This window comes from Bartonella capreoli (assembly GCF_902813205.1).
Taxonomy (GTDB): Bacteria; Pseudomonadota; Alphaproteobacteria; order Rhizobiales; family Rhizobiaceae; genus Bartonella; species Bartonella schoenbuchensis.
On the sequence record NZ_CADDZX010000004.1, the window covers coordinates 133,636 to 159,261 of the forward strand.

At 35.2% G+C, this 25,626-nt stretch carries 17 protein-coding genes and 2 tRNA genes; 12 read left to right on the forward strand and 7 right to left on the reverse strand.

Annotated features, from left to right (window positions below; all coding sequences use genetic code 11):
- Positions 1–9: 9 nt before the first annotated feature.
- Positions 10–1,323 carry a serine hydroxymethyltransferase gene (gene glyA, locus J7R05_RS05000; protein ID WP_208541434.1) on the reverse strand — a complete coding sequence of 438 codons (1,314 nt, stop codon included), beginning with the start codon at positions 1,321–1,323 and terminating at the stop codon, positions 10–12.
- Between the two features lie 318 nt (positions 1,324–1,641).
- Here glyA and argC point away from each other — a divergent pair, with 318 nt between their 5' ends.
- The gene (argC, locus tag J7R05_RS05005) at positions 1,642–2,577 is read left to right on the forward strand and encodes an N-acetyl-gamma-glutamyl-phosphate reductase (protein WP_208541435.1); all 936 of its coding nucleotides are present in this window, start codon (positions 1,642–1,644) and stop codon (positions 2,575–2,577) included.
- Between the two features lie 18 nt (positions 2,578–2,595).
- On the opposite strand, the gene J7R05_RS05010 is transcribed toward argC, so the two are convergent.
- The 4 genes from J7R05_RS05010 to hfq form a co-directional block, all read right to left on the reverse strand.
- Positions 2,596–3,672, reverse strand: a complete 1,077-nt coding sequence (locus tag J7R05_RS05010; RefSeq protein ID WP_208541436.1) for a COX15/CtaA family protein — start codon at positions 3,670–3,672, stop codon at positions 2,596–2,598.
- Between the two features lie 149 nt (positions 3,673–3,821).
- Positions 3,822–5,585 (reverse strand): GumC domain-containing protein, encoded by a 1,764-nt coding sequence (locus tag J7R05_RS05015; protein ID WP_208541437.1) that lies wholly within the window; start codon positions 5,583–5,585, stop codon positions 3,822–3,824.
- A gap of 136 nt (positions 5,586–5,721) precedes the next feature.
- Positions 5,722–7,083, reverse strand: coding sequence for a GTPase HflX (hflX, locus tag J7R05_RS05020; protein ID WP_208541438.1), 1,362 nt, complete (start codon positions 7,081–7,083; stop codon positions 5,722–5,724).
- Positions 7,084–7,138: 55 nt separating this feature from the next.
- Complete coding sequence (gene hfq, locus J7R05_RS05025) at positions 7,139–7,378, reverse strand: RNA chaperone Hfq (RefSeq protein WP_007477688.1); 240 nt, start codon at positions 7,376–7,378, stop codon at positions 7,139–7,141.
- A 1,131-nt stretch (positions 7,379–8,509) separates the two neighbouring features.
- Between hfq and J7R05_RS05030 the strand changes: the two genes are divergently transcribed.
- The 8 genes from J7R05_RS05030 (at position 8,510) to mazG (ending at position 22,439) form a co-directional block, all read left to right on the forward strand.
- On the forward strand, positions 8,510–13,204 hold the full coding sequence (locus J7R05_RS05030) for a hypothetical protein (protein ID WP_208541439.1): 4,695 nt from the start codon (positions 8,510–8,512) through the stop codon (positions 13,202–13,204).
- A gap of 1,051 nt (positions 13,205–14,255) precedes the next feature.
- Positions 14,256–16,589: an NADP-dependent malic enzyme gene (locus J7R05_RS05035; RefSeq protein WP_208541440.1), complete on the forward strand. Its 2,334-nt coding sequence runs from the start codon at positions 14,256–14,258 to the stop codon at positions 16,587–16,589.
- Between the two features lie 202 nt (positions 16,590–16,791).
- Entirely contained in the window at positions 16,792–17,076 is a 285-nt protein-coding gene (locus tag J7R05_RS05040) for an acyl carrier protein (RefSeq protein ID WP_078689681.1), read from the forward strand.
- Positions 17,077–17,087: 11 nt separating this feature from the next.
- Positions 17,088–18,263 carry a beta-ketoacyl-ACP synthase gene (locus J7R05_RS05045; RefSeq protein ID WP_208541441.1) on the forward strand — a complete coding sequence of 392 codons (1,176 nt, stop codon included), beginning with the start codon at positions 17,088–17,090 and terminating at the stop codon, positions 18,261–18,263.
- An 11-nt stretch (positions 18,264–18,274) separates the two neighbouring features.
- Entirely contained in the window at positions 18,275–19,552 is a 1,278-nt protein-coding gene (locus J7R05_RS05050) for a beta-ketoacyl-ACP synthase (protein ID WP_208541442.1), read from the forward strand.
- Between the two features lie 67 nt (positions 19,553–19,619).
- Positions 19,620–20,648, forward strand: coding sequence for a zinc-binding dehydrogenase (locus J7R05_RS05055; RefSeq protein WP_208541451.1), 1,029 nt, complete (start codon positions 19,620–19,622; stop codon positions 20,646–20,648).
- 3 nt (positions 20,649–20,651) lie between these two features.
- Entirely contained in the window at positions 20,652–21,584 is a 933-nt protein-coding gene (locus tag J7R05_RS05060) for a lipid A biosynthesis lauroyl acyltransferase (protein WP_425490159.1), read from the forward strand.
- A 33-nt stretch (positions 21,585–21,617) separates the two neighbouring features.
- On the forward strand, positions 21,618–22,439 hold the full coding sequence (mazG, locus tag J7R05_RS05065; protein WP_208541443.1) for a nucleoside triphosphate pyrophosphohydrolase: 822 nt from the start codon (positions 21,618–21,620) through the stop codon (positions 22,437–22,439).
- 37 nt (positions 22,440–22,476) lie between these two features.
- Here the strand turns inward: mazG and J7R05_RS05070 are convergent, their stop codons facing one another.
- Complete coding sequence (locus tag J7R05_RS05070; RefSeq protein WP_010703675.1) at positions 22,477–22,851, reverse strand: iron-sulfur cluster assembly accessory protein; 375 nt, start codon at positions 22,849–22,851, stop codon at positions 22,477–22,479.
- 293 nt (positions 22,852–23,144) lie between these two features.
- Here J7R05_RS05070 and J7R05_RS05075 point away from each other — a divergent pair.
- A tRNA-Pro gene (locus J7R05_RS05075) sits at positions 23,145–23,221 on the forward strand.
- Positions 23,222–23,630: 409 nt separating this feature from the next.
- Here J7R05_RS05075 and J7R05_RS05080 read toward each other — a convergent pair.
- On the reverse strand, positions 23,631–24,131 hold the full coding sequence (locus J7R05_RS05080) for an Hsp20 family protein (protein WP_208541444.1): 501 nt from the start codon (positions 24,129–24,131) through the stop codon (positions 23,631–23,633).
- A 783-nt stretch (positions 24,132–24,914) separates the two neighbouring features.
- Between J7R05_RS05080 and cpdR the strand changes: the two genes are divergently transcribed.
- Positions 24,915–25,277: a cell cycle two-component system response regulator CpdR gene (gene cpdR, locus J7R05_RS05085; RefSeq protein WP_208431661.1), complete on the forward strand. Its 363-nt coding sequence runs from the start codon at positions 24,915–24,917 to the stop codon at positions 25,275–25,277.
- Positions 25,278–25,384: 107 nt separating this feature from the next.
- Positions 25,385–25,459, forward strand: a tRNA-Val gene (locus J7R05_RS05090).
- Positions 25,460–25,626: the final 167 nt, after the last annotated feature.

Genomic DNA, 25,626 nt, shown 5'->3' on the forward strand with positions numbered 1-25,626 from the left:
TTTCGTGCCTCAACAAGTGCTCAAATGAGAATAAAGAGGAAAATTATCTGTCATATCTCTTACCTTTTTCTTAACAGCGTTTTCAATAGAAGCATTATCTTCAACGCTTTGTGCTGTTTTAAGACCATCAAGAACTTCTGAAATGAAGTCACCAATTTGGATAAATTCATTTTCTGAAAAACCACGTGTTGTTGCCGCAGGTGTACCCAAACGAATACCTGAGGTTACAAATGGTTTTTGGGGATCAAAAGGAATACTATTTTTATTACAGATAATACCAGCACGTCCTAAAGCCAATTCTGCACTTTTTCCTGTTAAATTTTTAGAACGCAAGTCAACCAACAATAAATGATTGTCTGTACCACCGGAAACAATATCAAAACCACTGTTCTGCAAGCGTTTTACTAAAGTTTTAGCGTTAGAAACCACATTGGTAATATAATCTTTAAAAGCAGGCTGCAAAGCCTCTCCCAATGCAACTGCCTTAGCAGCAATCACATGCATTAAAGGACCACCTTGCAAACCAGGAAAAACAGCTGAATCAATCTTCTTAGCTAAGGTTTCATCATTAGTTAATATCATACCACCACGGGGACCACGGAGTGATTTATGCGTTGTAGTGGTAACAACATGAGCATATGGCACAGGTGAAGGATGAACACCACCAGCAATTAAGCCTGCAATATGAGCCATATCAACCATTAAATAAGCCCCAATCTCATCAGCAATTTCACGGAACCGTTTCCAATCCCATATGCGTGAATAAGCTGTTCCTCCTGCTAAAATAAGCTTTGGCTTATGCTTTTTTGCAAGGCGTTCAATACTCTCCATATCAAGAAGCTGATCTTCTTGACGCACACCATAAGAAACAACATTAAACCATTTTCCTGACATATTAACAGGAGAGCCATGCGTAAGATGACCGCCAGAATTTAAATCTAATCCCATAAATGTGTCACCAGGCTGAAGCAAAGCCAAAAATACAGCTTGATTCATTTGGCTACCAGAATTGGGTTGAACATTTGCAAAAGAAGTATCAAAAAGTTTTTTTGCTCGTTCAATTGCCAATTCCTCAATTAAATCTACAAAATGACAACCACCATAGTAACGCTTTCCTGGATAGCCTTCTGCATATTTATTGGTTAAAACTGATCCCTGAGCTTCAAGAACTGCTCTTGAAACAATATTTTCTGATGCAATCAGCTCAATCTCATGATGTTGGCGTTTAAGCTCACCACTGATTGCATCAAAAACTGTAGAATCAACAGTTTGTAAATTACTGTTAAAAAAGCACTTTTGTAGATCACTTGCTTTCTTAGTCATAAAGCATGCCCTAACGTTAAAACAAAATAAAAAGTAACATAGTACGTATCACAGACAAAATATTTTTGAATCATTTTAATTCAAAAACTGCAAACACTATAATATCTATCTTATTCTTTTACTATTTAAGCAATAAAATTCTAGCCACACAAAAATAAATAATGCAAAATAAGTGTCGAGCTTTTTAAAAATTCTCTTTATTACAACATCTTCCATGCAAGCAAGACAGACTATAGTCTCAAAGTACTCAATTATTTAGGCTGAATACGATATTACAAGCTTAATATGACAGAAAACATCAGTTTAAGGTAAAATATAATGGTAACAAAAATCTTTATTGATGGTGAGCATGGAACAACTGGATTGCAAATACAAAAGCGATTAACAGAGCGCTATGATTTAGAATTGCTCTCTATTCCTTATGCAGATCGGCATAAAATTGATGTGCGCCAAGAATATCTTAACCAAACAGACATTGCTATTTTATGTCTTCCAGATGATGCTGCACGCCAAACAGTAGAATTGCTCAAAAACAATAAAAAAATTAGAATTATTGATAGTTCAACAGCACACCGTATTGCACCAGACTGGGTTTACGGTTTTCCTGAAATGACAACAGGACAAAAAAAGCGTATCCAAGAAGCACGTTACGTTTCCAACCCCGGATGTTATCCAACCGGTGCAATTAGTTTAATTCGACCATTACGTGAAGTAGGCTTACTAAACGCTCATTACCCAGTATCAATTAACGCTATATCTGGTTACACGGGTGGAGGTAAACAATTAATTGCACAAATGGAAAATCACTCTCGAGAAGATACTCTTCGAGAAAATTACTTTACTTATGGTCTTAATCTCAAACACAAACATGTACCAGAGATTAAATTTCATGGGCAGATCAGCCAAACACCTATTTTTATACCAAGTGTTGGCTGTTTTCCCCAAGGAATGATTGTAAATCTCCCACTCCATCGCCATCTATTCGCAAAATCAGCTAACTGCTCCAATCTGCGTGAAATTCTCAATGCTCACTATAATGGTCAAGATATTATCTCAATCGCATCGCAAGAAGAAACTGAAACACTTACTAAATTAAATCCAGAATGTTTAGCGCATAAAGACGGTATGAAACTTTTTGTCTTTGGCAATGACAATGAAGGTATTTTCAACTTATGTGCCATATTAGATAACCTTGGGAAAGGTGCATCCGCAGCTGCTATCCAAAATCTCGATTTAATGCTTGCAAATAACTAATTTTCTGATTGCAGATCTTTATTCAATAACGCGATATGCTCCCTTTGTTGCTCGCCAATGTACAACTGAAAAATACAATATAACTAACGCAACACCTTGATGAAGAACTCCCCAACCTAGGGGGACTTCATTTAATAAGGTAACAATGCCAAAAAGCGCTTGAATAACTATGGCAATGCATAAAAAAAACGCACGACGAGCATGCGCTGAATGTGGAATGTTTTTTCGTACATAGAAAGCATGAACAAGCGCTATAATAAATAAAAAGTAAGCAAAACAACGGTGAACAAATTGAACTGTCAAAGGATTTTCAAATAAATTAATCCAAATTGGATCATAATTCAGTAAACCGTCAGGAATAATCTGCCCATCCATCAATGGCCATGTATTATAGACTTTACCTGCATGAAGGCCTGCAACCAAAGCACCAAAATAAATCTCAATTAAAACAAGAAAAACAAGCCAACCTGCAAAACGCTGAACAGCCTGCGTTGCTGGTTTTTCTGTACATTCTGTAAGACCTCGAGACAAATAAGTGACAAAAACAATAACAAAACATGCTGCCATGAGATGAATTGCCAAACGATATTGACTGACACTTGTCAGATTGCTTTGACCAAGCCCTGATGCTACCATCCACCAACCAATAACACCTTGAACAGCGATAAGAATTGGCACAACAATAAGTTGGCACAAAATACCTCTTTCAATACGTTTGGTAATCCAAAACCAAATCAAGCCCAATAAAGCTACAAAACCAACAAGACGACCAAGAACACGATGCCCCCACTCCCACCAGAAAATAACCTTAAATGCACTTAATGTCATATCACGATTAAGCAACTTATATTGCGCTATCTGTTGATATTTCAAAAATTCTTCCTGCCACTGATCTATACCTATAGGTGGAATTACACCATGAATTGGCTTCCATTCAGTTATAGATAATCCTGACCCCGTCAAACGGGTAGCTCCTCCCACTAAAACAATTGCCAAACAAAGCAATAAAATGGCATAAAGCCACATTTGAATCTGTTTTCGATTTTGTTTTTGCAGCGATGTCAAAGCTACATCATTCAATTTCTCTATTGCCATTTTGGGTTTCCTTTAGTTTGTCTTCAACTGCAAATATTTCTTAAATCTAAAAATTAAATCTCAATTGTTTTTATAAGATTCACCAATGCTCTGCAAAAAGAAAGTACTTTTGCCACAATACGTGATTACCATGCCTGTTTTGTCAATGTTCAATACGAATTCACACGACAAACAGTTTTTGGAAATCTGGATATCATCTGCACTATCCAGTTATATTTATCAAGAGCAGCATTACAAATATAATAATCTGTCGATTGCACAATTTGCTCAGACCCGTATTTGGGCTCGCTAGTTATTTCTAAAATGATTAAATCATAATTTTTTTTAAATTCTTCTAATAAACGGGGAATATCATTTGAAAAATCCTGAGCACGAACAGCACTCGCCAACCCTTGTGGAAGAATATCAACTCCCGTATCGTAATCGCGATAAATAACATCTTGTAACTGCGCATCGCCAGTTAATACATCACTCAATCCTCGATGTGGACCAATTATTTTTTCTATTTGTTGACCAGAAATATCTACCAGCAAAACTGTTTTTTTCTCTTTTACAAGATGAAGAGATAATTTTGCCGCCATCCGAGCAGCCTGTGCCCCAATTATTGAAACAACCATCGAAGAACGTAATTTTAAAAAAACCGATAATCCTTCTATTGTCATAAAAGTTTCAGAATTTTCTATCACTTTAGGCAATAAAGCATTTCTACTGCTTTCTAAATCTTCTGCCGATTGAGTTTTTCTTGTTCCAGAATATATTTGAAATAATAATAACCCCACTAAAAAAGCTATCAAACTTGCTAATATACTCACAAGAACACTTTTGCCATAAAGAGCCATAACAGAAACAGGAGCCACTGCTATTGGAACAATTATGCGAATCTTTGCATTTTGTAATAAAGGAGTATGAAGGTTCATCTCTTTATTTTGCTCATCTATTACTACTTTTACTTTATTTTCCAGTTCATTTAACATTTGATTGAAAGACTGAGATTGATCCTTTACAAAAATTCTAATTTTTTCTCTTAGCTGTATTTCAAAATTTTTTGCGACAATCTCATCTGAATGAATTTGATTAGTAATCTGCAAAATTTTATCTTCTAACTGGGTAGAAAGTGCTTTTGATTCCGCAATCATCGCTTTGATTTGAGGATGTTCCCAACCTAATTGGGCAGCCATATGAGCTTTCTGTGTTTCCAAAAGATTAATTTTAGCTTCTAATGCAACAATAGCTGGATTGTTTGCAATAAATGACAAAGACAATAAAGACTGACCATTTTTACGCACCATTTTAATGGTCGAATTTAAAATTGTTAAATGAATACGCCTTAAAGTTGCATCCGTTAATTTTGCATAAAGGTTATTAAGTTCAGCCTGTTTCGCTTCATGATGAATGGAAGAATTAGTAGATGAGCGAAATGTCTGAAGTATATTTAATATTGCAGTATTGTCATATTGTTGATCAGCTTTTTTTTCTATCGACAATAATTTTTGATTTCGTTTAATGACTGTATCTGAAAAAGCAGAAAACCAACTTTCTAACCCTTTTTGAGCATCTTCAGCAGTTTTTGCTTCAAAAGAAAGCTTGATCAGATCATCATCACGAAAAAACCGAATATTTTCATGCAGCTTTTTCTTATGTACATCATAAGGAAAAAATCTTTGTGTATTTGAATTATTAAAAAAGATAGGTTGGGCAAATAGTAATGCAACAATACTATCTTGTTCATCACTTGGTAATGGGATTCCAACAGAATCAGACAACGTAAATGTTAAGGTCGCTTGGTAGGACCGTGGCTGAACAAAATAATATAACCAAATCAAAAATACGCATAACATTGCCGACAAAAAAACAATTAAAGCGTTTTGCGATATTATGCGCATTAACAACCTTTTATCACGCTCAAAATTCATCTTATTTCAACCAACAAATATTTCACGTTTTCTATTTAAGAGAAAGGAGTAACTATCCTCTTAACTCAAAGCTATATTATTTAAATATGTTATTTTGGATTAGAAAAACGTAAAGATAAAAGAAGTTTCGCTGAGGTCATAGCTTAAAAGAAGTGTTTATACATGTTTTTTTAAGATGATTTAACCGTTTCTTTGCTTCACAAGTAAGAAGTGCTCGGATAGTAACAGAACCATCATCATGACTTTCCTGTTCTATCTTACCAGAATTTTTATAAAACCAATCAATAAGCTGCATTTCATCAGGCTTTAAAACCAATTTAACTCTCTGCATTTCTCCAGAAAGCCGCCTTTCAATTGTTATTAACAATTGATTTAATCCCTCCCCAGTGAGTGCTGATATCATTAATGCAGGATTTAACAATGTTCTTGCACTTGTTTGCAAAACATTCAATGTATGCTCATCCAACATATCAGCTTTATTCCAAACTTCCACGATATGATCTGTATTACCAATATCAACACCTAAACTTGAAAGTATTTCTAATACATCTTGAGCCTGAGCACGATGATCAGGATCTGATATATCTTTTACGTGGATAATTAAATCAGCTTCAATTACCTCCTCGAGAGTTGCTCTAAAAGCCGCAATCAAATGTGTTGGTAAATTAGAGATAAAACCTACAGTATCAGATAAAAAAATAGTTTGCCCATGAGGGAGAATAACTTTGCGTAAAGTTGGATCAAGTGTTGCAAACAACATATCCTTTGTTAATACACCTGCATCACTTAAGCGGTTAAAAAGTGTTGATTTCCCCGCATTAGTATATCCTACTAAAGCAACAACAGGATGAGACGTCTTTTTTCTTTTAGCTCGATGAAGAGCACGTGTTTTAACAACATTTTCTAATTCACGACGAATACGCGTGATTTTATCTTGCAGAAGGCGTCTATCTGCTTCAATTTGAGTTTCACCAGGCCCTCCCAAAAAACCACTACCACCGCGTTGTCTTTCCAAGTGTGTCCAACTTCGGACAAGCCTGCTTTTTTGATAAGATAAATGTGCCAATTCGACTTGTAATTTTCCCTCTTTTGTTCGTGCACGACGACCAAAAATTTCAAGAATCAAAGCCGTTCTATCAATAACCTTACAACTCCATAATTTTTCCAAATTACGTTGCTGCACTGGTGTGAGAACATGATCCACAATTGCAAGTGCAATATGATGCTCACTTATATAATCAGCAAATGCATTCACTTTGCCCATCCCAAACAAAGTCGAAGGGTGCGGTGTGCTAATATTAATAGTTTCATAATGGACAATACCTAACTCAATAGCGCGCGCCAATCCCAATGCTTCTTTTATCCGAGAATCTATTGAGTGCTCACTTAAAACTTTTTCATTCTTGTTTACGGGAAAAAACGGTAAAAAAATAACAGCGCGTATCTGCTCTGCAACCTGTGAAATCAATTTCCCAGATCTCTTATTTGTATCCATCATAACAATTCAAGGTAATAGAAAAAAAAGAGCAAAAGATTAAAGATAACAGCCCTATCTATTCAGACCCCTCACCTTCAAACATTTGTACAGATTGACCCGGCATAATCGTCGAAATAGCGTGTTTATAAACCAATTGCGCATGCCCATCACGGCGCAAAAGAACACAAAAATTATCAAATGACGTTACAACACCTGTCAACTTAACACCATTCACAAGAAAAATTGTAAGAGAAATTTTTTGCTTACGAACTGTATTTAAAAATACATCTTGCAGGTGTTGTGATCGTTCTACCATATTTTACACCTTTGCTGCGAATCGTAAAAATATCCACTGTTTCATATCGACTAAAAAATAACAAATTGTCAATGTATCAGCATTAAAAATCCGGAAAAATTCCGCTTAATATTGAAAAAAATAATCTATTACGTGTAAGTAATGAACAGCACAATTAATAAGATCAGAAATCAAATATAAAAATTTTTAAACTTCCGTTTTTTACTGACTGCTATGCCTAAAAACAATTTTTTGTACAAAAACCATCAAAATATATAACATTTTCCACATAATGATATTTGTCATATATCTATTGACTAGGCTTTAGTGTCCATTCAATACAAAATACCGAATATCAACTAATATACTATAATTTAAAGGCATAACAAAGAGGCGCCTTCTTGCAGAGGATTAGATCACAAATTCACTTTTGTCACTATTAGCAAATTTGCAATCATAGCGACAAAACCTATAATAACATAGAAAAATATTCCAAATAACATGACAAACTCAACATAGATTATTACACATGATATATTGGAATGGATAAAACAGCTAAAAAATGCAATGTTTTGGTCTAATATTTATCCCATTAATTTTTCATCTGTTTCTTAAATATATTACCTAACTTATCGCTATTAAAAGTATATGTTTTATTGTTCAACGCAGCTCACTACCTGCTCATTTATGAAATAATTTTAGCATGGTGTTAAAAAAACACATATTCAACTATTTGTTATATAATTAATTATTTTGTTTAAATTTTTTTATAGTATAATTATTTTTCATCAATTTAAGCATGAGTGATCATGCGCCTACAAGAACTGGCATATTATGCAAAAATCTTCAAAGCATCATATGTAACTGAAATGCTTATTCAATTGTTCCATCAAACATATTAAGCTTATAAATACTGGTTATTAGAATGAACAATCAATAAATTTTATCTCAGACATAATTTTGTACTGTATTGTTTTTTATGAATTTTTCAGCATTTTTGAATAAGCAACAAAATTCGCGTTAACCCTATCTTGATAAGTTGTAAAACTTTTACCTCATACATATTCCTTTCTAAATAATTAACAGCTAATATATTAGAAGTAACTGGAAAGGGGCGTATTTCTTTTCCATCTGTAAAAGTATGAGGCAAGTATGGCACGTAGAACCAAATTACAAGCATTTGAAGTCGAATTTGAAGAAGCTCTCGACAAAGCAATAGACTTTAACCTTGATGATTCTATAATTGAAGCAGTATCATTAAATGATCCTTCAAATCCTATTTATGAGGATGATTTGATTCAAAAAATTGCAACAGCAGAAGAAGAACTTCTTTCTGAAAACAGTGCTTCTACTCTTACCTCTAATGTTCATGATGATGTTGTTATTGATGAATCTGTTGCTGAACAACTTTTTGGACAAAAACCTACAGGTGAGCTTTCCGGTGGAACTGTGCGTGACACGTTATTAGCTACAAAGCCCCTCCCCGCTAATGATGACATAATAGAGCCTTTAAATTTGGGGCCATTAAAGCAAAATTCTATCTCTCGGATTTATTGGAGCACAACAGCACTTAGTGCTTTGTGGGCAACAGGAGGTGCTCTTATTGCCCATAAATTAGCTCCTGCTGGATTAAATTCTTTAGCAAACATTACTGCCTTTATTACATCACCTACTGGGCTCGTTGTAACTGCAGGGACCATGATTCCTATTCTCATGTCTTGGGGTTTTGCTCAGCTGACAAAACGTTCAACTGAACTACGCAATATTGCTGTTCTTATAACACATGCAGCACAACAACTTAACGAACCGCAGCACATATCTGAAAAGCAAGCTATCGCTATAGGAGAGACCATTCGTAAAGAAGTAGCTGCAATGAATGAAGGAATTGAGCGTACTCTTGGGCGTGCTGTTGAACTTGAAGCTATTATACAAAGTGAAGTTCATAACCTTGAACAGGCTTACGCAGAAAATGAATCACGGATTCACAAATTAATAGAAGAATTAAATAATGAACGCATGGCAATTTTGGATCATGCCAGCCGCGTACAGTCAACAATTAAAGGAACACAAGAACAGCTGAGTGATGAATTTGATTTGGTTGCGTCTAAAATTTCAACCAATATTGACAAACTTACGCAAACTCTTTCTCAAACTTTAGAAAAACAGGGTGAAGATCTTGTTACGAAACTTTCCTATGCAGGAGATGGTATAACAAAACAGCTCGTTGAAAAATTTAATGAAACGACAGTACACATTCAGCAAAAGAACACAGAGTTTTTCGATGAATTAGGAAAGAACTTTGATGGTTTTTCAGAACGCTTTGATAATAATGAAAAGCAATTAGAAAAAACCTTTAATGAAACAACTGCTAAAGCTGAAATGCATATCGCTAAAATTGCGGAGAACATACAAGCTGCAACAGATCAAACCCTCTCCAGTATTGATGAAAAATTTAAAACTGTCGATACAGTAATTGTTGATCGCCATAATCAATCATTGCAGAATTTGGATGAAAAAATCATACAGCTTGACGAACAGGCTTATAAAATCTCTTCTACATTCGATAATATCACCGCACAAGCACTTGAAGCTTTTGAAAACCGTTTAGCAAATGCTGATTTATCTCTTAAAGAGCATGGTGATTCTATTATTGAATCCTTTATTTCTCGTAGTCAAACCTTAGAAGATAACGTTGAAAAACTTGGTGGATTTTTGGAAGCTCACACCTTGCAAATTAATGCAAATCTTCAAGAAAGAACTGCTGATATTGCCAATGTATTTACAAACGGTCATGATAATGTTCTTTCTGCAATTGACGAAAGCAAAAAACTTTTGAGAGAAGAAATCCGAAATGTTGATGATGCAATTGTTGATATTATAAAGGAACGTTCACAAGATTTTAAATTACAAATTGCTGATCAAAGAGATATAATGGAAAATATGCTCACCAGCGAAAAGGATAAAATTGCTGATACATTGAGAAATCAAATTAATGAGTTAACCCAAAATGTTTCATCTATTGAAAAAACTTTAACCGATAATATTCAAATCATTGATCAGCGGGCAGAAAATCATCTTTCTGCTATAGCTTACTGCACAGAAAAACTGCAAGAAACTATTACGCAAAGCTGCCAAACAACTCAAGATGCCTTAGAAATGCAAGCTAAAAATATTGATATCCGTGCTGAAGCTTTGCGTGATTCTTTAGCTGCCAACAGTTTTTCTCTTAACGAAGTTCTTGCAGATCAAACTCGCACGATCGAGCAACGTATGGAAACAATCCACAATATCATTGCAAAAAGTGATATACACATTGATACAGCCTTAAAACAGCAAATGGACTTGGTTGAAAATGTTATTGATAATAACAATAAAACAATCACCGAAGCTGTCCAAAACCACATTAAAAATCTTGAAAGTCATACTGAAACTTTAAAGGATACTCTCTCTCAATCTAATGAGACATTGTTTGAAACCTTCGAAAATCGTATAGAATCGTTTGATGAAAACCTAGAAAATAGAGCAGGTCAAATCTTTGAACGTGTAACTACATTAGAAGAAAAATTATCTGAAAAAATGGGCCAAATATGTGAAACTATTAAAGAACAAACATCTGTATTTGAGGAACGCTCTGACACCTTAAAAACATCTATTGCCCTCAATAATGAACATGCCCAAGCAGTCCAACAAGCGCTGGAAACAAGCGTAGATAATATATGCGGTACATTAGAGAATTCCGTTAATACGGTCACAGGTAGTTTACATAACAAGCTCATGGAAGCGTCTGATATCCTTACCTCTACCGGTGAACAAATGTTTTCATCATTAGATAATGAAACAAATAAAGCACAAGAAAAGCTTTTCAACGCTTCTCAGCAAGCGGCATTAATAATGGCTGATCAAGTAGAAAAATCAGAAAACTCTATTCTTTCTGCTGGTAACCAACTTGTTTCATCTGTTAGTGATGTTACTGCAAAAGCGGAAAATATTATTTTTGAATCTGGTAATCGTATTGTCTCAAACGTTGAACAAACAATTCACAATACCAGTGAAAAAATTCTCTCTGTTTTAGAAGAGCAGACAGCTTATACTGCAGAAGCCTTTACAATAGCAAGTAATAATGCACAAACATTGTTTAATGAAGCAATTCATTCTTCAACAACAGCCATTGAACAATTACTTAATGAGCGCTCCAACGTTCTTTATCAATCCATGCAGGAGCTCGAAAATAATTTAGGATATCGGTTGTCTGATGTAGGTAATCGTTTAGAAGAAGTAAATAATCAAACAACTTCTCAAGTTTCAGGATATGTTGAACACTTAACAGAATTAACAGATTATTTAAATCAAACTGCACAAAATACAACTGAATCATTTGGTAATTTAACACAGCATATCAGTGAACAACTTGCTCTTTCAACGCAAGATGCTGAACAAAGAATTTATGCACAAAATGAAGCATGGATGAATACTTTTGTACAGACAAATTCTGAAACTATTCAAACCATAGCTACTATGAAGGAAGACCTTATCAATAATGTCTCGGCAATCCTTGAGCAATTAAATCAATCAATTTATAGTATCCACGAAAATAGTAACATTTTGATCTCAACAGTTCAAAATATTGATACTCAGTTTAATGAAACAACAAATAATTTCTTCCAAAACACTAACCAAGCAGTAGAGCATTTATCGACTTCAGGTCAAGCACTCAATAATAATATGGAAGCTCTGCAAGGGTTTATGCAAAATACATTTGATAAAATTAGTCATATAACAACAAATTTCGGTGAACACGCTCAAACACTTTCTGACGCCATTCATATGCTTGAACAATCAGAAAACACACTGGGTGTGACACTGGAAGAAAAGCGAAATGCGCTATCTACATTGAGCAATACTCTTGTTTCAAAGTCTAATGAGATTAATCAACTTATCAGACATTATGAAGATGTTCTCAGTTTAGCATTTAAACGCACTGATGAAAATGCACGTAATTCTACACAATTACTGGAACAGACATTCAATCAACTTACTAATGAAGTTTCAGTGCGTTTTTCAGGAGCTGCAGAAGACATACGCAAATCAGCTGATGAAATTCGTTTAGAGCTTTTAAAAGTTAATAATGATATTAATGAGAATATTCAAAAACTGCCAGCGCAAACAAAAGAAACAATACAAACAGTCCGTTACACTCTGAATGAACAAATTACAGCGTTAAAAGACTTGGCAAATGTTATACAAAACGACGACAAAAATAGCGAAAAAGAGCAAATGATGTTAGCCGCACCTACATCATTAACATCAAGTAGGGTCAATAGTACTTCTTCTGAAACTACAAAGAAGATAGTGCCACCAAAGCCTATTTGGTCGCAAGAACAAAGCAAACCAAATCAAAACAGATGGGTATCAGATCTGTTGGCAGGAGCTTCGTGTGAAAAAACACAGCCTGAAAGTACCAATAACAGTCCAATTTCCTCATCGGTACAAACAAAATCTCATTCTGCGAATGGATCTCTTAATTCATTAGCAACGAGTATTTTAAAAGCTATTAATCACAATGCCATTGTCGAGTTATGGAATCATTATCGGCGTGGACAAAAAAATATCATAACTGAGCAGCTTTATACTTCGAATGGGAGAATGATATTTGAAATGATTAAGCAAAAATATATAAGTGATATTAATTTTAAAGACTCAGTCAATCAATACATTGCAGATTTTGAAAAACTATTACGTGATGTATCCCGTAGTTCTGGAAACACCCGTACAGCACGACAATATTTAATTTCAGATACCGGAAAAGTTTATACTATACTTGCCCATGCAAGCGGACGAATTCAATAAAATAATAAAAAAGGGAAAAAGAGTAAATTTTTTCCCTTTTTTTAGTTGCATTAATTAATCATCATGACGAATTTATTACAATATTATGAGTAATATTAATAAGTTTTAACCGTAAAAAAGGTATCTAACTTTTGCATTGCGTCAATTATAAGCTAGAAGTTCTTTCATCATTCAACTTGCCAATACTCTTTTTAAAGCATACTGAGTAAGTAAAAAGTATAAAGGTTGATTCAAAATCTCGTTACTCGCTTATAAAAGAAATATACTTCAACTTCACGGGATTAGGATTAAAGAAATCACGAACCATCGTTTATGCTTAAGTAGGAAACAAAAAAAGTATGTGTACATGCACTGGAATAAGAAAGTACATTGGTTATAAATGAACGCCACAACATACCTTAAAATAACAACATAAACTATTGCCAATTTAATTAGAAATGACGCATACTATTGCAAACATATAGACAAAGACAAACAAAGCATATCCACTCCAAATACATTTACTTTGAATCCTTGTTAGTTAATAATGACAATCCCGCATATTACGAATTGGAAAATTTAAAATATGAAAAACTTATGACAAACCTCATCCAAAATGCAATTGTTCTCATAAGAATTATAAAAGTAATGCTAAATTATGTTATATTACAAATAGTTAAGCGTATTCGTATTATCTTCGCATCCCTCTATACATCAATCATAAATTTAGATCTTTTTTCCAGTATCACATTAGGCTTGCATCATTTCTTGTAAGTATTACAAAAATATAACTACCTGTAATGTAACCACTAACGCTATCTTATTAGGACCTTTTCAAACTGATCAATTGCTGTAAAATTTGTTAAGGAGGCAAAAATAATAATGCTAATGTCAATGAAATTATTAATTAATGCAAATAAATTAATCTGGTGTATTAGTTTGAAAATTCAGAAGAATTTGCGCACATTTATGCCTTTTTATATTTAGAAAATATCAAAATCTTTTAGCGGGCATTAATCTTATTATAAATAGCAATGTCCCTATAAACATATATTACTTGGATATCACAAAAATGTCTACAAAATCAAATAACAATGTCAGTTCACATCAAACTGAACTTGATAGTGCAGCGCTTTTTTACCACCAATATCCAAAGCCTGGAAAACTAAAAATACAAGCAACAAAACCGCTTGGTAATCAACGTGATTTAGCGCTTGCCTATTCCCCGGGTGTTGCTGCACCATGTCTTGCAATTCATAAAGATCCAAACCTAGCAGCTCAATATACTTCTCGTTCCAATTTAGTGGCTGTTATATCAAATGGAACAGCTGTTTTAGGATTAGGAAACATTGGCCCGCTTGCTTCTAAACCTGTCATGGAAGGAAAAGCTGTTTTATTCAAAAAGTTTGCAAATATTGATGTTTTTGATATCGAACTTGATGCACCTGATATTGCACAAATGGTAGAAATCGTATCTGCATTGGAACCGACGTTTAGTGGTATCAATCTTGAAGATATCAAAGCTCCTGAATGCTTTGAAATCGAAGAGCAACTTCGTGCTAAAATGAATATTCCAGTCTTCCATGATGACCAACACGGAACTGCCATTATTGTTTCTGCTGCCGTATTAAATGGATTACATCTTGCTGGTAAAAAAATTGAAGACGTAAAAATAGTTACCTCAGGTGCAGGTGCTGCCGCTTTAGCTTGTCTTAATCTTTTAGTGCATCTTGGAGCAAAAGTTGAAAATATTTGGCTTAGTGATTTAGACGGCGTTGTTTATGAAGGCCGCAAAACACTTATGGATCGTTGGAAAATCAATTATGCGCAAAAAACTGATGCACGAACTTTATCCGAGATTATTGATAATGCAGACATTTTTTTAGGTGTTTCAGCAGGTGGTGTTTTAAAACCCGAATATCTCAAAAAAATGGCCCCAAAGCCTTTAATTTTAGCACTCGCTAATCCAACACCGGAAATCATGCCAGAAGAAGCACGTGCCGTGCGACCAGACGCCATGATCTGCACAGGGCGTTCTGATTATCCTAATCAAGTTAATAACGTCCTTTGTTTTCCTTATATTTTCCGTGGTGCATTAGATGTTGGTGCCACTGCAATTAATGAAGAAATGAAAGTAGCAGCAGTTCACGCTATTGCTGCCCTTGCCCGTGAAGAATCTTCAGATATTGCAGCACGTGCTTATTCAAAAGAAACATCTAATTTTGGTCCAGATTATCTTATCCCCTTCCCTTTTGATCCACGCTTAATACTGCGTATTGCACCTGCTGTTGCTAAAGCAGCAATGGAAACCGGTGTAGCAATTCGACCAATTGAAGATATTGCTGCTTATCACGACAGCCTTAATCGCTTTGTGTACCGCTCTGGTTTAACAATGAAACCTGTTTTTGCTACTGTAAAAACAGCAAAACGCAAACGTGTAATTTATGCCAATGGTGAAGATGAACGTGTACTTCGTGCAGCACAAATTGTTCTCGAAGAACAAACTGCAATTCCTCTTCTCATTGGCCGTCCACATGTAGTGGAATCTAGATTAGAACGCTTTGGCTTAAGAATTCGTCCCGGTGTAGACTTTGAACTCACAAATCCAGAAGATGACCCACGTTTTCGTGATTATGTTAATTTATTGCTTCGTTATACAGGTAGATGTGGTGTATCACCTGAAGTTGCAAAAACAATTGTAAGAACATCAACAACAGCTATTGCTGCCCTTGCAGTTATGCGTGAAGAAGCTGATGCAATGATTTGCGGTTTAGAAGGGCGTTTTGAACGTAATCTTCAATTAATCGAGCAAATTATTGGACTTGATTCTAATGTTAGTCGTTTTTCTTCTGTCAGTTTACTTATCTCTCCACATAGTACTCTTTTCCTAACGGATACTTACGTTAATGAAAATCCCTCTGCTGAAGAGATAGTGGAAATGACAGTTTTAGCAGCACAAGAAGTTGAAGCTTTTGGTATAACACCAAAAGTAGCGTTATTATCGCATTCAAATTTTGGTTCCAAAAATACAGAAAGTGCACGTAAAATGCGCCGTGCAGCTGAAATCTTGGCACAGTTATACCCAGATTTGGAATCAGATGGGGAAATGCATGGTGATTCAGCACTTTCTCAAATTTTTCGTGATCGTGTGTTTCCTGATTCACGTCTTAAGGGTGAAGCTAATTTGCTTGTTTTTCCAACACTTGATGCGGCCAATATCACACTTAATATTGTAAAAAACCTAACAGATTCACTCCATGTGGGCCCTATTTTAATTGGGGCCGCACGTCCTGTACATATTCTCACACCTTCAGTAACTTCACGAGGAGTTGTCAATATGACAGCACTGGCAGTGCTTGCCGCAAATAGAAAAAAATCTCATAGTAAGGCAAATAAAAATAAATAATCCTCGTGTTTTACGATAAAATTTAGTGTTTCTTCTTATAAACAATCAAAAAGTAAGGGCTTAATCCATTGCAAATTCACTTTTCATATTGAAAAGACAGTTGCATTTTGGATTAAGTCTTTTTTTTTTAGGTAAAAAAAGCTAGATAGAATTATATTTAAATATTTTATGAAGCTATCAATCTATAATAAGGAATTACACATTGCCCTCTACTTTTGATAAAGTTGCTGATGTTATTGCGGAAATCAGCGAAATCGATCGCAGCATGATTACGCCTGAAAGTCATACAATTGATGATTTAGGAATCGACAGTCTGGATTTTCTTGATATCGTTTTTGCTCTTGATAAAGCTTTTGGAATTAAAATTCCATTAGAACAGTGGACTCAAGAAATTAATGAAGGTTCAGTTGCAACCGAAGAATATTTTGTTCTTAAAAACCTTTGTGCAAAAATTGATGAACTCATTGCCTTAAAACAGGCTAATTGATTTCTTGTATCATGCAGAATCAATCTGTATTCATTACTGGTATAGGACTGATAAGCTCCTTAGGTGAAGGGGTTGATTGCCATTGGAAAAAATTGAACGACCCTACAGTTACGCCAAATCTAGATTGTACGAGTTTTTCACCCTACACTGTCCATAAATTAACTGAAGTCGATTGGAATTTACAAATTCCAAAACGTAGTGACCAACGACAAATGGAAACATGGCAGCGTCTTGGTACCTATGCAGCTGGCCTTGCTCTTGAGGATGCGGGAATAAAAAACAATGAACAGTTAACATCAACAATGGATATGATTGTTGCAGCCAGTGGAGGCGAACGTGATATTGCTGTTGATACACAAATTCTCGCTAAAGCACGCACAACAGATAATCACGCTTCTATGCTTAATTCTGTCCTTTCAACTGAACTTCGCCCAACTTTATTTTTAGCACAACTATCCAATCTTTTAGCCGGTAATATTTCAATTGTTCATAAAGTAACGGGTTCTTCTCGTACATTTATGGGGGAAGAAGGTAGTGGGCTTTCTGCTGTGCAAGTAGCTGTTGCCCGAATTCGAGCAGGACAGAGCACACATGTTTTAGTAGGCAGCTCCTATAATGCTCAAAGCTATGATATGTTGTTAACTCATGAACTTGGAGGCCTTTTAGCACGCGATGGGTGGTCCCCAGTTTGGGAGCGTAAAAACTCCCTTGGTAGTGAAATAATAACCGGTTCTGCAGGTATTTTTCTAGTGCTTGAAAACGGCGAACAAGCAAAAAAACGAAATGCCCGTGTTTATGCTGAAATCAGCCAAATCATCACAGATCAAACAAATAGGACAAAAATTCCACTTAAAGACACAATTGCTACAATGTTAAAAACAATAAAGGCTAAATCTGCTTTTACAATTTCAGGTGCTTCAGGTTCTCATGAAGCAACAAAAGCGGAACAAAGTGTACTTGATTCTGCTAATATACCTTACCGCGGTATGACAACATTATTTGGCTACTTACGAGAAGCACAGTTTCCTTTAGCGCTCGCATTAGCTGCAATTGCTGTTGAGAAAAAACTTAGCTTTCCAACACTGAGTGCTCATGAAAAACCATTTTCTGGAGAAGTACGTGAAGCATTAGCCACTACAGTTGGTATAAAAAGAGCTGAAGGTATAGTGCACTTAGCTGCTGTTTAAAAGGAATTTCTATGACGGAATATAACGATCATTTCGGACGTCCACTTATAGCAATAACTGGAGCAGGAGTTGTAACATCACTGGGGCAAGGCAAACAAGAAAACTGGCAAAAATTAATCAATGGCGTTAGTGGTATTCATAAAATAACGCGCTTTCCCGTTGAAGGGTTAAATACAGTTATTGCGGGAACTGTCGATTTTCTTGAAGAAAGTACAATTGGAGCTTCAGCTCTTTCTGAAAAACTAGCACATCTTGCAGCAGAAGAAGCTTTAGAGCAAGCCAATCTTGATAAAACAAATTTTAATGGACCATTATTCTTAGCAGCTCCCCCTGTTGAACTTGAGTGGAAAGCTCGTTTTGCTCTTGATCAAGAAGAGACATCTAATGATGAACCTTCTTATGCGCATCTTCTTGAAGTCTGTAGCCGTAAACCCCAGTATGCACTTTTTGAGACAACGCAATTTGGAGCAATTGCAGAAAAACTTCAAAAAACATTTGGAACAAAAGGACTTCCTGTTACACTTTCAACCGCTTGTGCATCTGGTGCAACAGCAATTCAACTAGGTGTGGAATCTATTCGACGAGGAGAAACAGATCGCGCACTCATTATCGCTACAGATGGTTCAGTTTCAGCGGAATCACTTATTCGTTTTTCTTTATTATCTGCTCTTTCAACCCATAATGATCCTGCAGAAAAGGCATCAAAACCATTTAGCCGTGACCGAAACGGCTTTGTCATGGCAGAAGGATCGGGTGCTCTTATTCTTGAATCTCTTGAGAGTGCTTTAAATCGTAAAGCAAAAGTTCTAGGGATTTTAGCAGGTTGTGGAGAAACAGCAGATGATTTTCACCGTACTCGTTCAAAACCCGATGCATCCCCAGCAACTGAAGCAGTCCGTAAAGCCTTAGCTGATGCACAAATAACAATTAACGAAATTGATTATATCAATGCACATGGAACTTCCACACCTGAAAATGAAAAGATGGAATATCTAGCATTATCAACAGTATTTGGAGATATTTTAGAACATATTCCTGTTTCTTCCAATAAATCAATGATTGGACACACTTTAACTGCTGCTGGCACTATAGAAGCTGTCTTTTCACTTTTAACTATCCAATCGGGAATACTCCCCCCTACAATCAATTATGATGATCCAGATCCTACTATCCCTTTGGATGTCGTTCCTAATTATAGCCGTAAAGCTTGCGTCAATGCAGTTTTATCTAATTCATTTGGCTTTGGCGGTCAAAATACTAGTCTTGTTATTACGGCATATAAAGGGTAATCCTTTAATGATTAAATTTCGAAAACACCAATCTTAAGCAATATATTAATATTAACAGAGAATAATGATGCGTGCACTGCAACTACTCAATGAGCGTCAACTTGAGATCACTAATATTGCCCCACCACCACCGCCTAGCCCCGATGAAGTAACAGTCCGTATAAAGGCCGTTGCCCTTAATCATATTGATGTATGGGGATGGCGTGGTATGGCCTTTGCTAAAAGAAAAATGCCGCTCATTATAGGCGCAGAAGCTTCTGGTGAGGTTGTTCAACTGGGAGATGGTGTTGAAAATCTACAACTTGGGCAAATTGTTTCAATTTATGGTGCACAAACCTGTGGCGTGTGTAAACCCTGCCGTGAAGGACGTGATAATCTTTGCAGTGATGTAAAAGGTGTTTATGGTTTTCATCTTGATGGCTTTGCTTGTGAACTTGTTAATCTACCAGCACGTTTATTGGTGCCAGCTCCACTAGAGTGTGACGCAATAAAAGCAGCTGTTGCTCCGATTACCTTTGGTACTGTAGAGCATATGCTTTTTGATAACGCGAAACTACAAGCTGGAGAAACAATTTTAATACAAGCTGGTGGTTCTGGTATTGGTTCAGCAGCTATCCAGATTGCAAAAGCTATGGGGTGCACGGTCATTACCACTGTTGGTTCAGACAATAAAATTGCAAAAGCACAATCCCTTGGAGCGGATTATGTGATCAATTATCGTAAAGATCGTTTTGAAGGTGTGGTCCGCAAATTAACTCAAAAAAAAGGCGTTGATGTTGTTTTTGAACACGTGGGTGCCGATACATGGACAGGCTCTATACTATGTATGAAACGGGGAGCTCGTTTAGTAACTTGTGGTTCAACTTCTGGTGTTTCAGCACCTATGAATTTAATGCAACTATTTCAGCAACAACTTAAAATATTCGGTTCATTTGGCTGTCGTATGGAAAATATGGCAAATGCTATGCAGAAAATGGCACAAGGGATTGTGTCCCCTATTATTGATACGATTGTCGACTTTGATAAGATAGACACAGCTTTAAAACGAATGGAAAGCCGTGATGTTTTTGGTAAAATTATCCTAAAAATTGACTAAATCATGATAAAGTATTTTATAAAAATTTTAATGTATCGCATTAAAATCATTATTAAAAATTCTGTAAATTGGCTGTGGGCACATTTGCTTATTGCTTTTCTAGCTATTTTACGACATCTCCCTATTAACATTGGATTTTCTTTTATTTCCTGGTTAGCAAAGACATTTGGTCCTCTTGTATCTCGCCATCAAATTGCACTTGCAAATCTTAGAGCTGCATATCCAGAAAAAACGGAACAAGAATTACATGCAATTGCACTAGAGATGTGGGAAAATATGGGGCGACTTCTTGTCGAATATATCTTTCTTGATAAAATTTTTGATTTTGATCCCAATGCTATCCAACCTGGTTTAATTGAAGTTAGTGGCGCTGAAATATTTCAACGATTAAAAAATGAAAAAAAGCCTCATATTTTTTTCACAGCGCATACCGGAAACTTTGAGCTTCTTCCTATATGTGCACAAAGCTTTGATCTTAATGTTACAGTGTTATTTAGACCACCCAACAACCCTTACATTGCAGATCGAGTTTTGAAAGCTCGACAAAATTCTATGGGGCATCTTTTACCATCTGCAGCACATGTAACTTGGGCATTAGCAGAAAAATTAGCAAAAAATGAAAATGTTGGTATGCTTGTTGATCAAAAATTTCGCCGAGGCATTCCTAGTACATTTTTTAATCGGCCACTTAAAACTAATCCCTTAATTATAAAACTTGCCCGGCAATACAATTGTGATATTTATCCAGCACGTTGTATCCGATTAGCTGGAGGCCGTTATCGTTTGGAGTTATATGAGCGTATGGAACTTCCACTTGATGACAAAAATGAAATTGACATAAATGCCTCTGTGCAAAAATTAAATGATATTGTTGAAACTTGGGTGCGTGAATATCCCGGACAATGGATGTGGTTTCATAGACGCTGGGGTGAATAATGTGCCCATATCATCCTCACAAAAGAGACAGCAGTGTTAGCATCAAAAGATATTAATGACCTTATTACAATTATTACGATGTTACGAAATCGTGATAGTGGTTGTGCTTGGGATATAAAACAAACTTTTGAATCTATCATACCTTATACGATCGAAGAAGTTTATGAAGTTATTGATGCCATTGAGCGAGGTAACCGAATAGATCTTTGTGATGAATTGGGCGATCTTCTCTTACAGATAGTCTATTATGCTGCGATTGCTAAGGAGGAAGGTAGCTTTTCTTTTGGTGATGTTGTTTATGCTATTACTGCAAAAATAATTCGCCGCCATCCTCATGTTTTTGGAAATGCAGAACAAAGAAACTTAGATTTCCCAGAGGATACATGGGAACATATTAAAAAAATAGAAAAAGCTGAACGGAAACAACGGCTCAAAGAGGCAGGTTTACCAGACGATACACCAACAGGCTATCTTGCACAAGTAAAGCAAACTCAACCAGCAGATCGAGAAGCACTCGCTTTACAAAATACGGCTGCTAAAGTAGGCTTTGATTGGTATGAGAAAGATAAAGTCTTCAAAAAAATAAAAGAAGAAATCAATGAACTTAAAGAAGCAATTAACGCTGATAAAGCTTTAGAAATAGAAGCTGAATTTGGTGATCTTTATTTTGCCATACTTAATCTTGCACGCCATTTGAATATTGATCCCCAAAAGGCATTAAAAAAAACAAATATAAAATTTAGAAATCGCTTCACCTATATTGAAGAAAGTCTATCAAATCAGTCAAAAAAATTGATTGATGTATCTTTAAAAGAAATGGAAGCTCTTTGGAATGAAGCTAAAAATACACAATAAGAAAATAAATTAACGGCCCCCCTACTTTACTAAAAACTCAATGAGTTTCATATATTTCATTCAATTTATTTTGTGAAGCAGGACGAATCTCTACTGATTCACCGCACCCACATGCTGAAATTTGATTGGGATTGTTGAATATAAAACCAGAACGAAGTGTGGTTACTTCATAATCTACCTGTGTTCCTAATAAAAACAATATTGCATCGCGCGCAATAAAAACGCGAGCACCATCAATTTCAACAACATCTGCATCGTGCATTTCTTCTTTTGCGAGAGTAATTGTATATTCCATTCCCGCACAGCCACCTTTTTTGATGCCAATAAGAATACCACATGCATTTTTTGTTTTCATAATATCTTTAATGCGATCTATTGCAGCTTCTGTTAAACTTATTACCGAACGACCCATCGTTCACTTTTCCCTTACCAAACAAGTATTTTCAATGACTTTATCTACAATAATTTCATTTTTTGATACATTAAAACAAAATAACAAGACACAAATTGGAACGTTTAACCATTTCTGTAAACTTGAGCTTTGTTTTCTTATTTCAAATCTACTCCGAGATGAAGTACCAAAATCTCATTTTTACTTTTTTAAGCTTTTTCTCAAAGCAGAAAAAAGGCGTTTCATTAGATTTTACTCTGTTTATTTTTTCTCTTGCCTTTAAAGAGACAGTCGTTTAGTCGTTTTGGACAGTTCGGAGCGTAGCGCAGCCTGGTAGCGCACTTGACTGGGGGTCAAGGGGTCGTGGGTTCGAATCCCGCCGCTCCGACCATTTTTTATTGCTCTACTTATAAAAAGTAAGAAATATACATTTTTTCAAATCAGAATAATCGTTTTGATACCTACTTTAGTATATATAATAAACGCGCTTACTCTAATCTAATATCTTGCTGCCTTATCAAACATTCTATTGAACTATCAAAAAATCGTTGCTCATATAAATAGCTATTAGGAAGTAAGTTATAATATTTATCACAGTTACTAATTGATCTACAGAAATCATCCTGCCTTTAGCTACATTTAATCCATCTCTATTATCTTGTATTATTGTAAATAATGCTATTATTCACAATCATTATTTACGCAACAAACACTTTTAATTAAATAACTTTTTTACCAGCAGAAAATAAAAAACGCGAAACTTTTGCCTCGCGTTTTTGAGTATCTTTAAAAATTATAATCTATTCCGTTGTTTCAATTTCTAAACTCGCTTTATGTATATTATGACCATTGCTACTTTTAGCAACAGATGGCGACGCTTGTTGTACAACTATCTTCTTGGGTTTTAATTCAGCCGGCATCTCTCTTTTAAGCTGGATATGAAGAAGACCATCTCTTAATTCTGCTCCTATGACCTTAACATGATCAGCTAAATGAAAACGCCTTTCAAAAGCACGCGAAGCAATTCCTCGATAAAGGAATTCTCGCCCTTCATTATTATTTTCAGGTATTTTCTCACCTTTAATAGTTAACTGGTTGCAATGCGTTTCAATATCGATTTCATTTAAAGAAAAACCAGCAACAGCCATAGAAATCCGATAAGAGTCCTCACTTAAACGCTCAATATTATATGGTGGATAAGAAGAAACATCATCCGGTTGTGTTCTGGAATCAAACCAGTTTAAAAGATGATCAAAACCTACTGTTGAACGATAGAATGGTGAAAAATCTACTTGACGCATAATTGCCCTCCTTTAGAGCGACTATAATTAATTTATAAAGTCTCCAAATGGCAGACATTCTTACAAACCAACAATCCCATCATGGCGATTGTAATATTTATTTGGTAATCAATCTTTTCCATTTCAACTCTTTTGTATTTTAATTCATAAAAGAGAGCAAAAATAAGGATAACTGTTTCTTATTTCTTCCTCACTATCACAATTTAATATTAAGTTCTTTCTTGGTTTTAACGCTATGTGATAAGGAAAATATAGCTTTTTGCATTGATTTAAGAATTTCAGTAAAAAAGTTTTTACCTATCTTCTCCTATTTTTTTCTCTTTGAATAATTAAAATTCGGTGAGGAAAAATTGGGATTAAACTTACATATCTTACAATTCACATTACTAAAAACAGGTAATACTGACAGCTCAAATATTGTTTTTATATATGACGTTTTAAAGTAGAAAATTAATATACTAACTCTCTGATTTATTAGTATTAACGATCTCTAAAACCAATATATCTGTAAAACTTTAAAACTAAATATGCCCAAAATGAGAAAAATTTAAAAACAAAACACGCAACTAAGAAAACTCAAAATATACAAAATGCCTGATCTTCTTCCAATGTCATATATATTTTAACTAAGAACAACATTATGTATCCTTGACAAATATGAAAGAGTTAACCATTTTGCTATTCATTCTAATTATAAAACATTTTACCGCTTTTTTATAAATACTTTATATCGTATACACCAGTATAGCGAAAAACTGATAAATGGAGCAATTGGACATAATCATGAAACGAATCTTGCTCGCGGAAGATGATAATGATATGCGTCGCTTTCTAGTAAAAGCACTAGAACGTGCAGGTTATGAAGTCATCGACTTTGATAATGGTGCTAGTGCATATAAACGTCTACAAGAAGAGCCATTTTCTCTTCTACTCACTGATATTGTGATGCCAGAAATGGATGGAATTGAGTTAGCACGACGTGCCACTGAAATTGATCCTGATTTACGAGTTATGTTCATTACAGGTTTTGCAGCAGTTGCTTTAAATTCAAATAGTGATACCATTCCCGATGCTAAAGTGCTCTCTAAACCGTTTCATTTACGTGAATTAGTTAGCGAAGTTGAAAAAATACTTATAGCTGCTTAACAGAACATTTTCTGTAAATTATCTGCATTTAACCAAATAAAAAATTAAATCAGACATTGACGTTTATAATTCTATATGCAGTATGCGCGTATACACCATTATTGAATGGGCGTGTAGCTCAGCGGGAGAGCACTACGTTGACATCGTAGGGGTCACAGGTTCAATCCCTGTCACGCCCACCAGTTCTTTTTTTGTCCATGTAACCTATTGATTTTATTGCTATTTTTAAGGTTGGGGATGAAAAAATCAGGTTAGGGAATAGGATTTTGCAATTTGTCTTTCCAAACTGCATTAAGATCATGCTGATTTATTGTTAATAGGTCTCCACCCACAAGAACGTTTTCCGTTC

Excerpts from the sequence above, each read along its gene's own strand:
- glyA (WP_208541434.1), bottom strand. The coding sequence starts at position 1,323 with ATGACTAAGAAAGCAAGTGATCTACAAAAGTGCTTTTTTAACAGTAAT.
- J7R05_RS05010 (WP_208541436.1), bottom strand. The coding sequence starts at position 3,672 with ATGGCAATAGAGAAATTGAATGATGTAGCTTTGACATCGCTGCAAAAA.
- J7R05_RS05060 (WP_425490159.1), top strand. The coding sequence starts at position 20,652 with ATGATAAAGTATTTTATAAAAATTTTAATGTATCGCATTAAAATCATT.
- J7R05_RS05080 (WP_208541444.1), bottom strand. The coding sequence starts at position 24,131 with ATGCGTCAAGTAGATTTTTCACCATTCTATCGTTCAACAGTAGGTTTT.
- J7R05_RS05035 (WP_208541440.1), top strand. The coding sequence starts at position 14,256 with ATGTCTACAAAATCAAATAACAATGTCAGTTCACATCAAACTGAACTT.
- J7R05_RS05015 (WP_208541437.1), bottom strand. The coding sequence starts at position 5,585 with ATGAATTTTGAGCGTGATAAAAGGTTGTTAATGCGCATAATATCGCAA.
- J7R05_RS05055 (WP_208541451.1), top strand. The coding sequence starts at position 19,620 with ATGCGTGCACTGCAACTACTCAATGAGCGTCAACTTGAGATCACTAAT.
- argC (WP_208541435.1), top strand. The coding sequence starts at position 1,642 with ATGGTAACAAAAATCTTTATTGATGGTGAGCATGGAACAACTGGATTG.
- hfq (WP_007477688.1), bottom strand. The coding sequence starts at position 7,378 with ATGGTAGAACGATCACAACACCTGCAAGATGTATTTTTAAATACAGTT.
- J7R05_RS05050 (WP_208541442.1), top strand. The coding sequence starts at position 18,275 with ATGACGGAATATAACGATCATTTCGGACGTCCACTTATAGCAATAACT.
- J7R05_RS05030 (WP_208541439.1), top strand. The coding sequence starts at position 8,510 with ATGGCACGTAGAACCAAATTACAAGCATTTGAAGTCGAATTTGAAGAA.
- J7R05_RS05045 (WP_208541441.1), top strand. The coding sequence starts at position 17,088 with ATGCAGAATCAATCTGTATTCATTACTGGTATAGGACTGATAAGCTCC.
- cpdR (WP_208431661.1), top strand. The coding sequence starts at position 24,915 with ATGAAACGAATCTTGCTCGCGGAAGATGATAATGATATGCGTCGCTTT.
- J7R05_RS05070 (WP_010703675.1), bottom strand. The coding sequence starts at position 22,851 with ATGGGTCGTTCGGTAATAAGTTTAACAGAAGCTGCAATAGATCGCATT.
- hflX (WP_208541438.1), bottom strand. The coding sequence starts at position 7,083 with ATGATGGATACAAATAAGAGATCTGGGAAATTGATTTCACAGGTTGCA.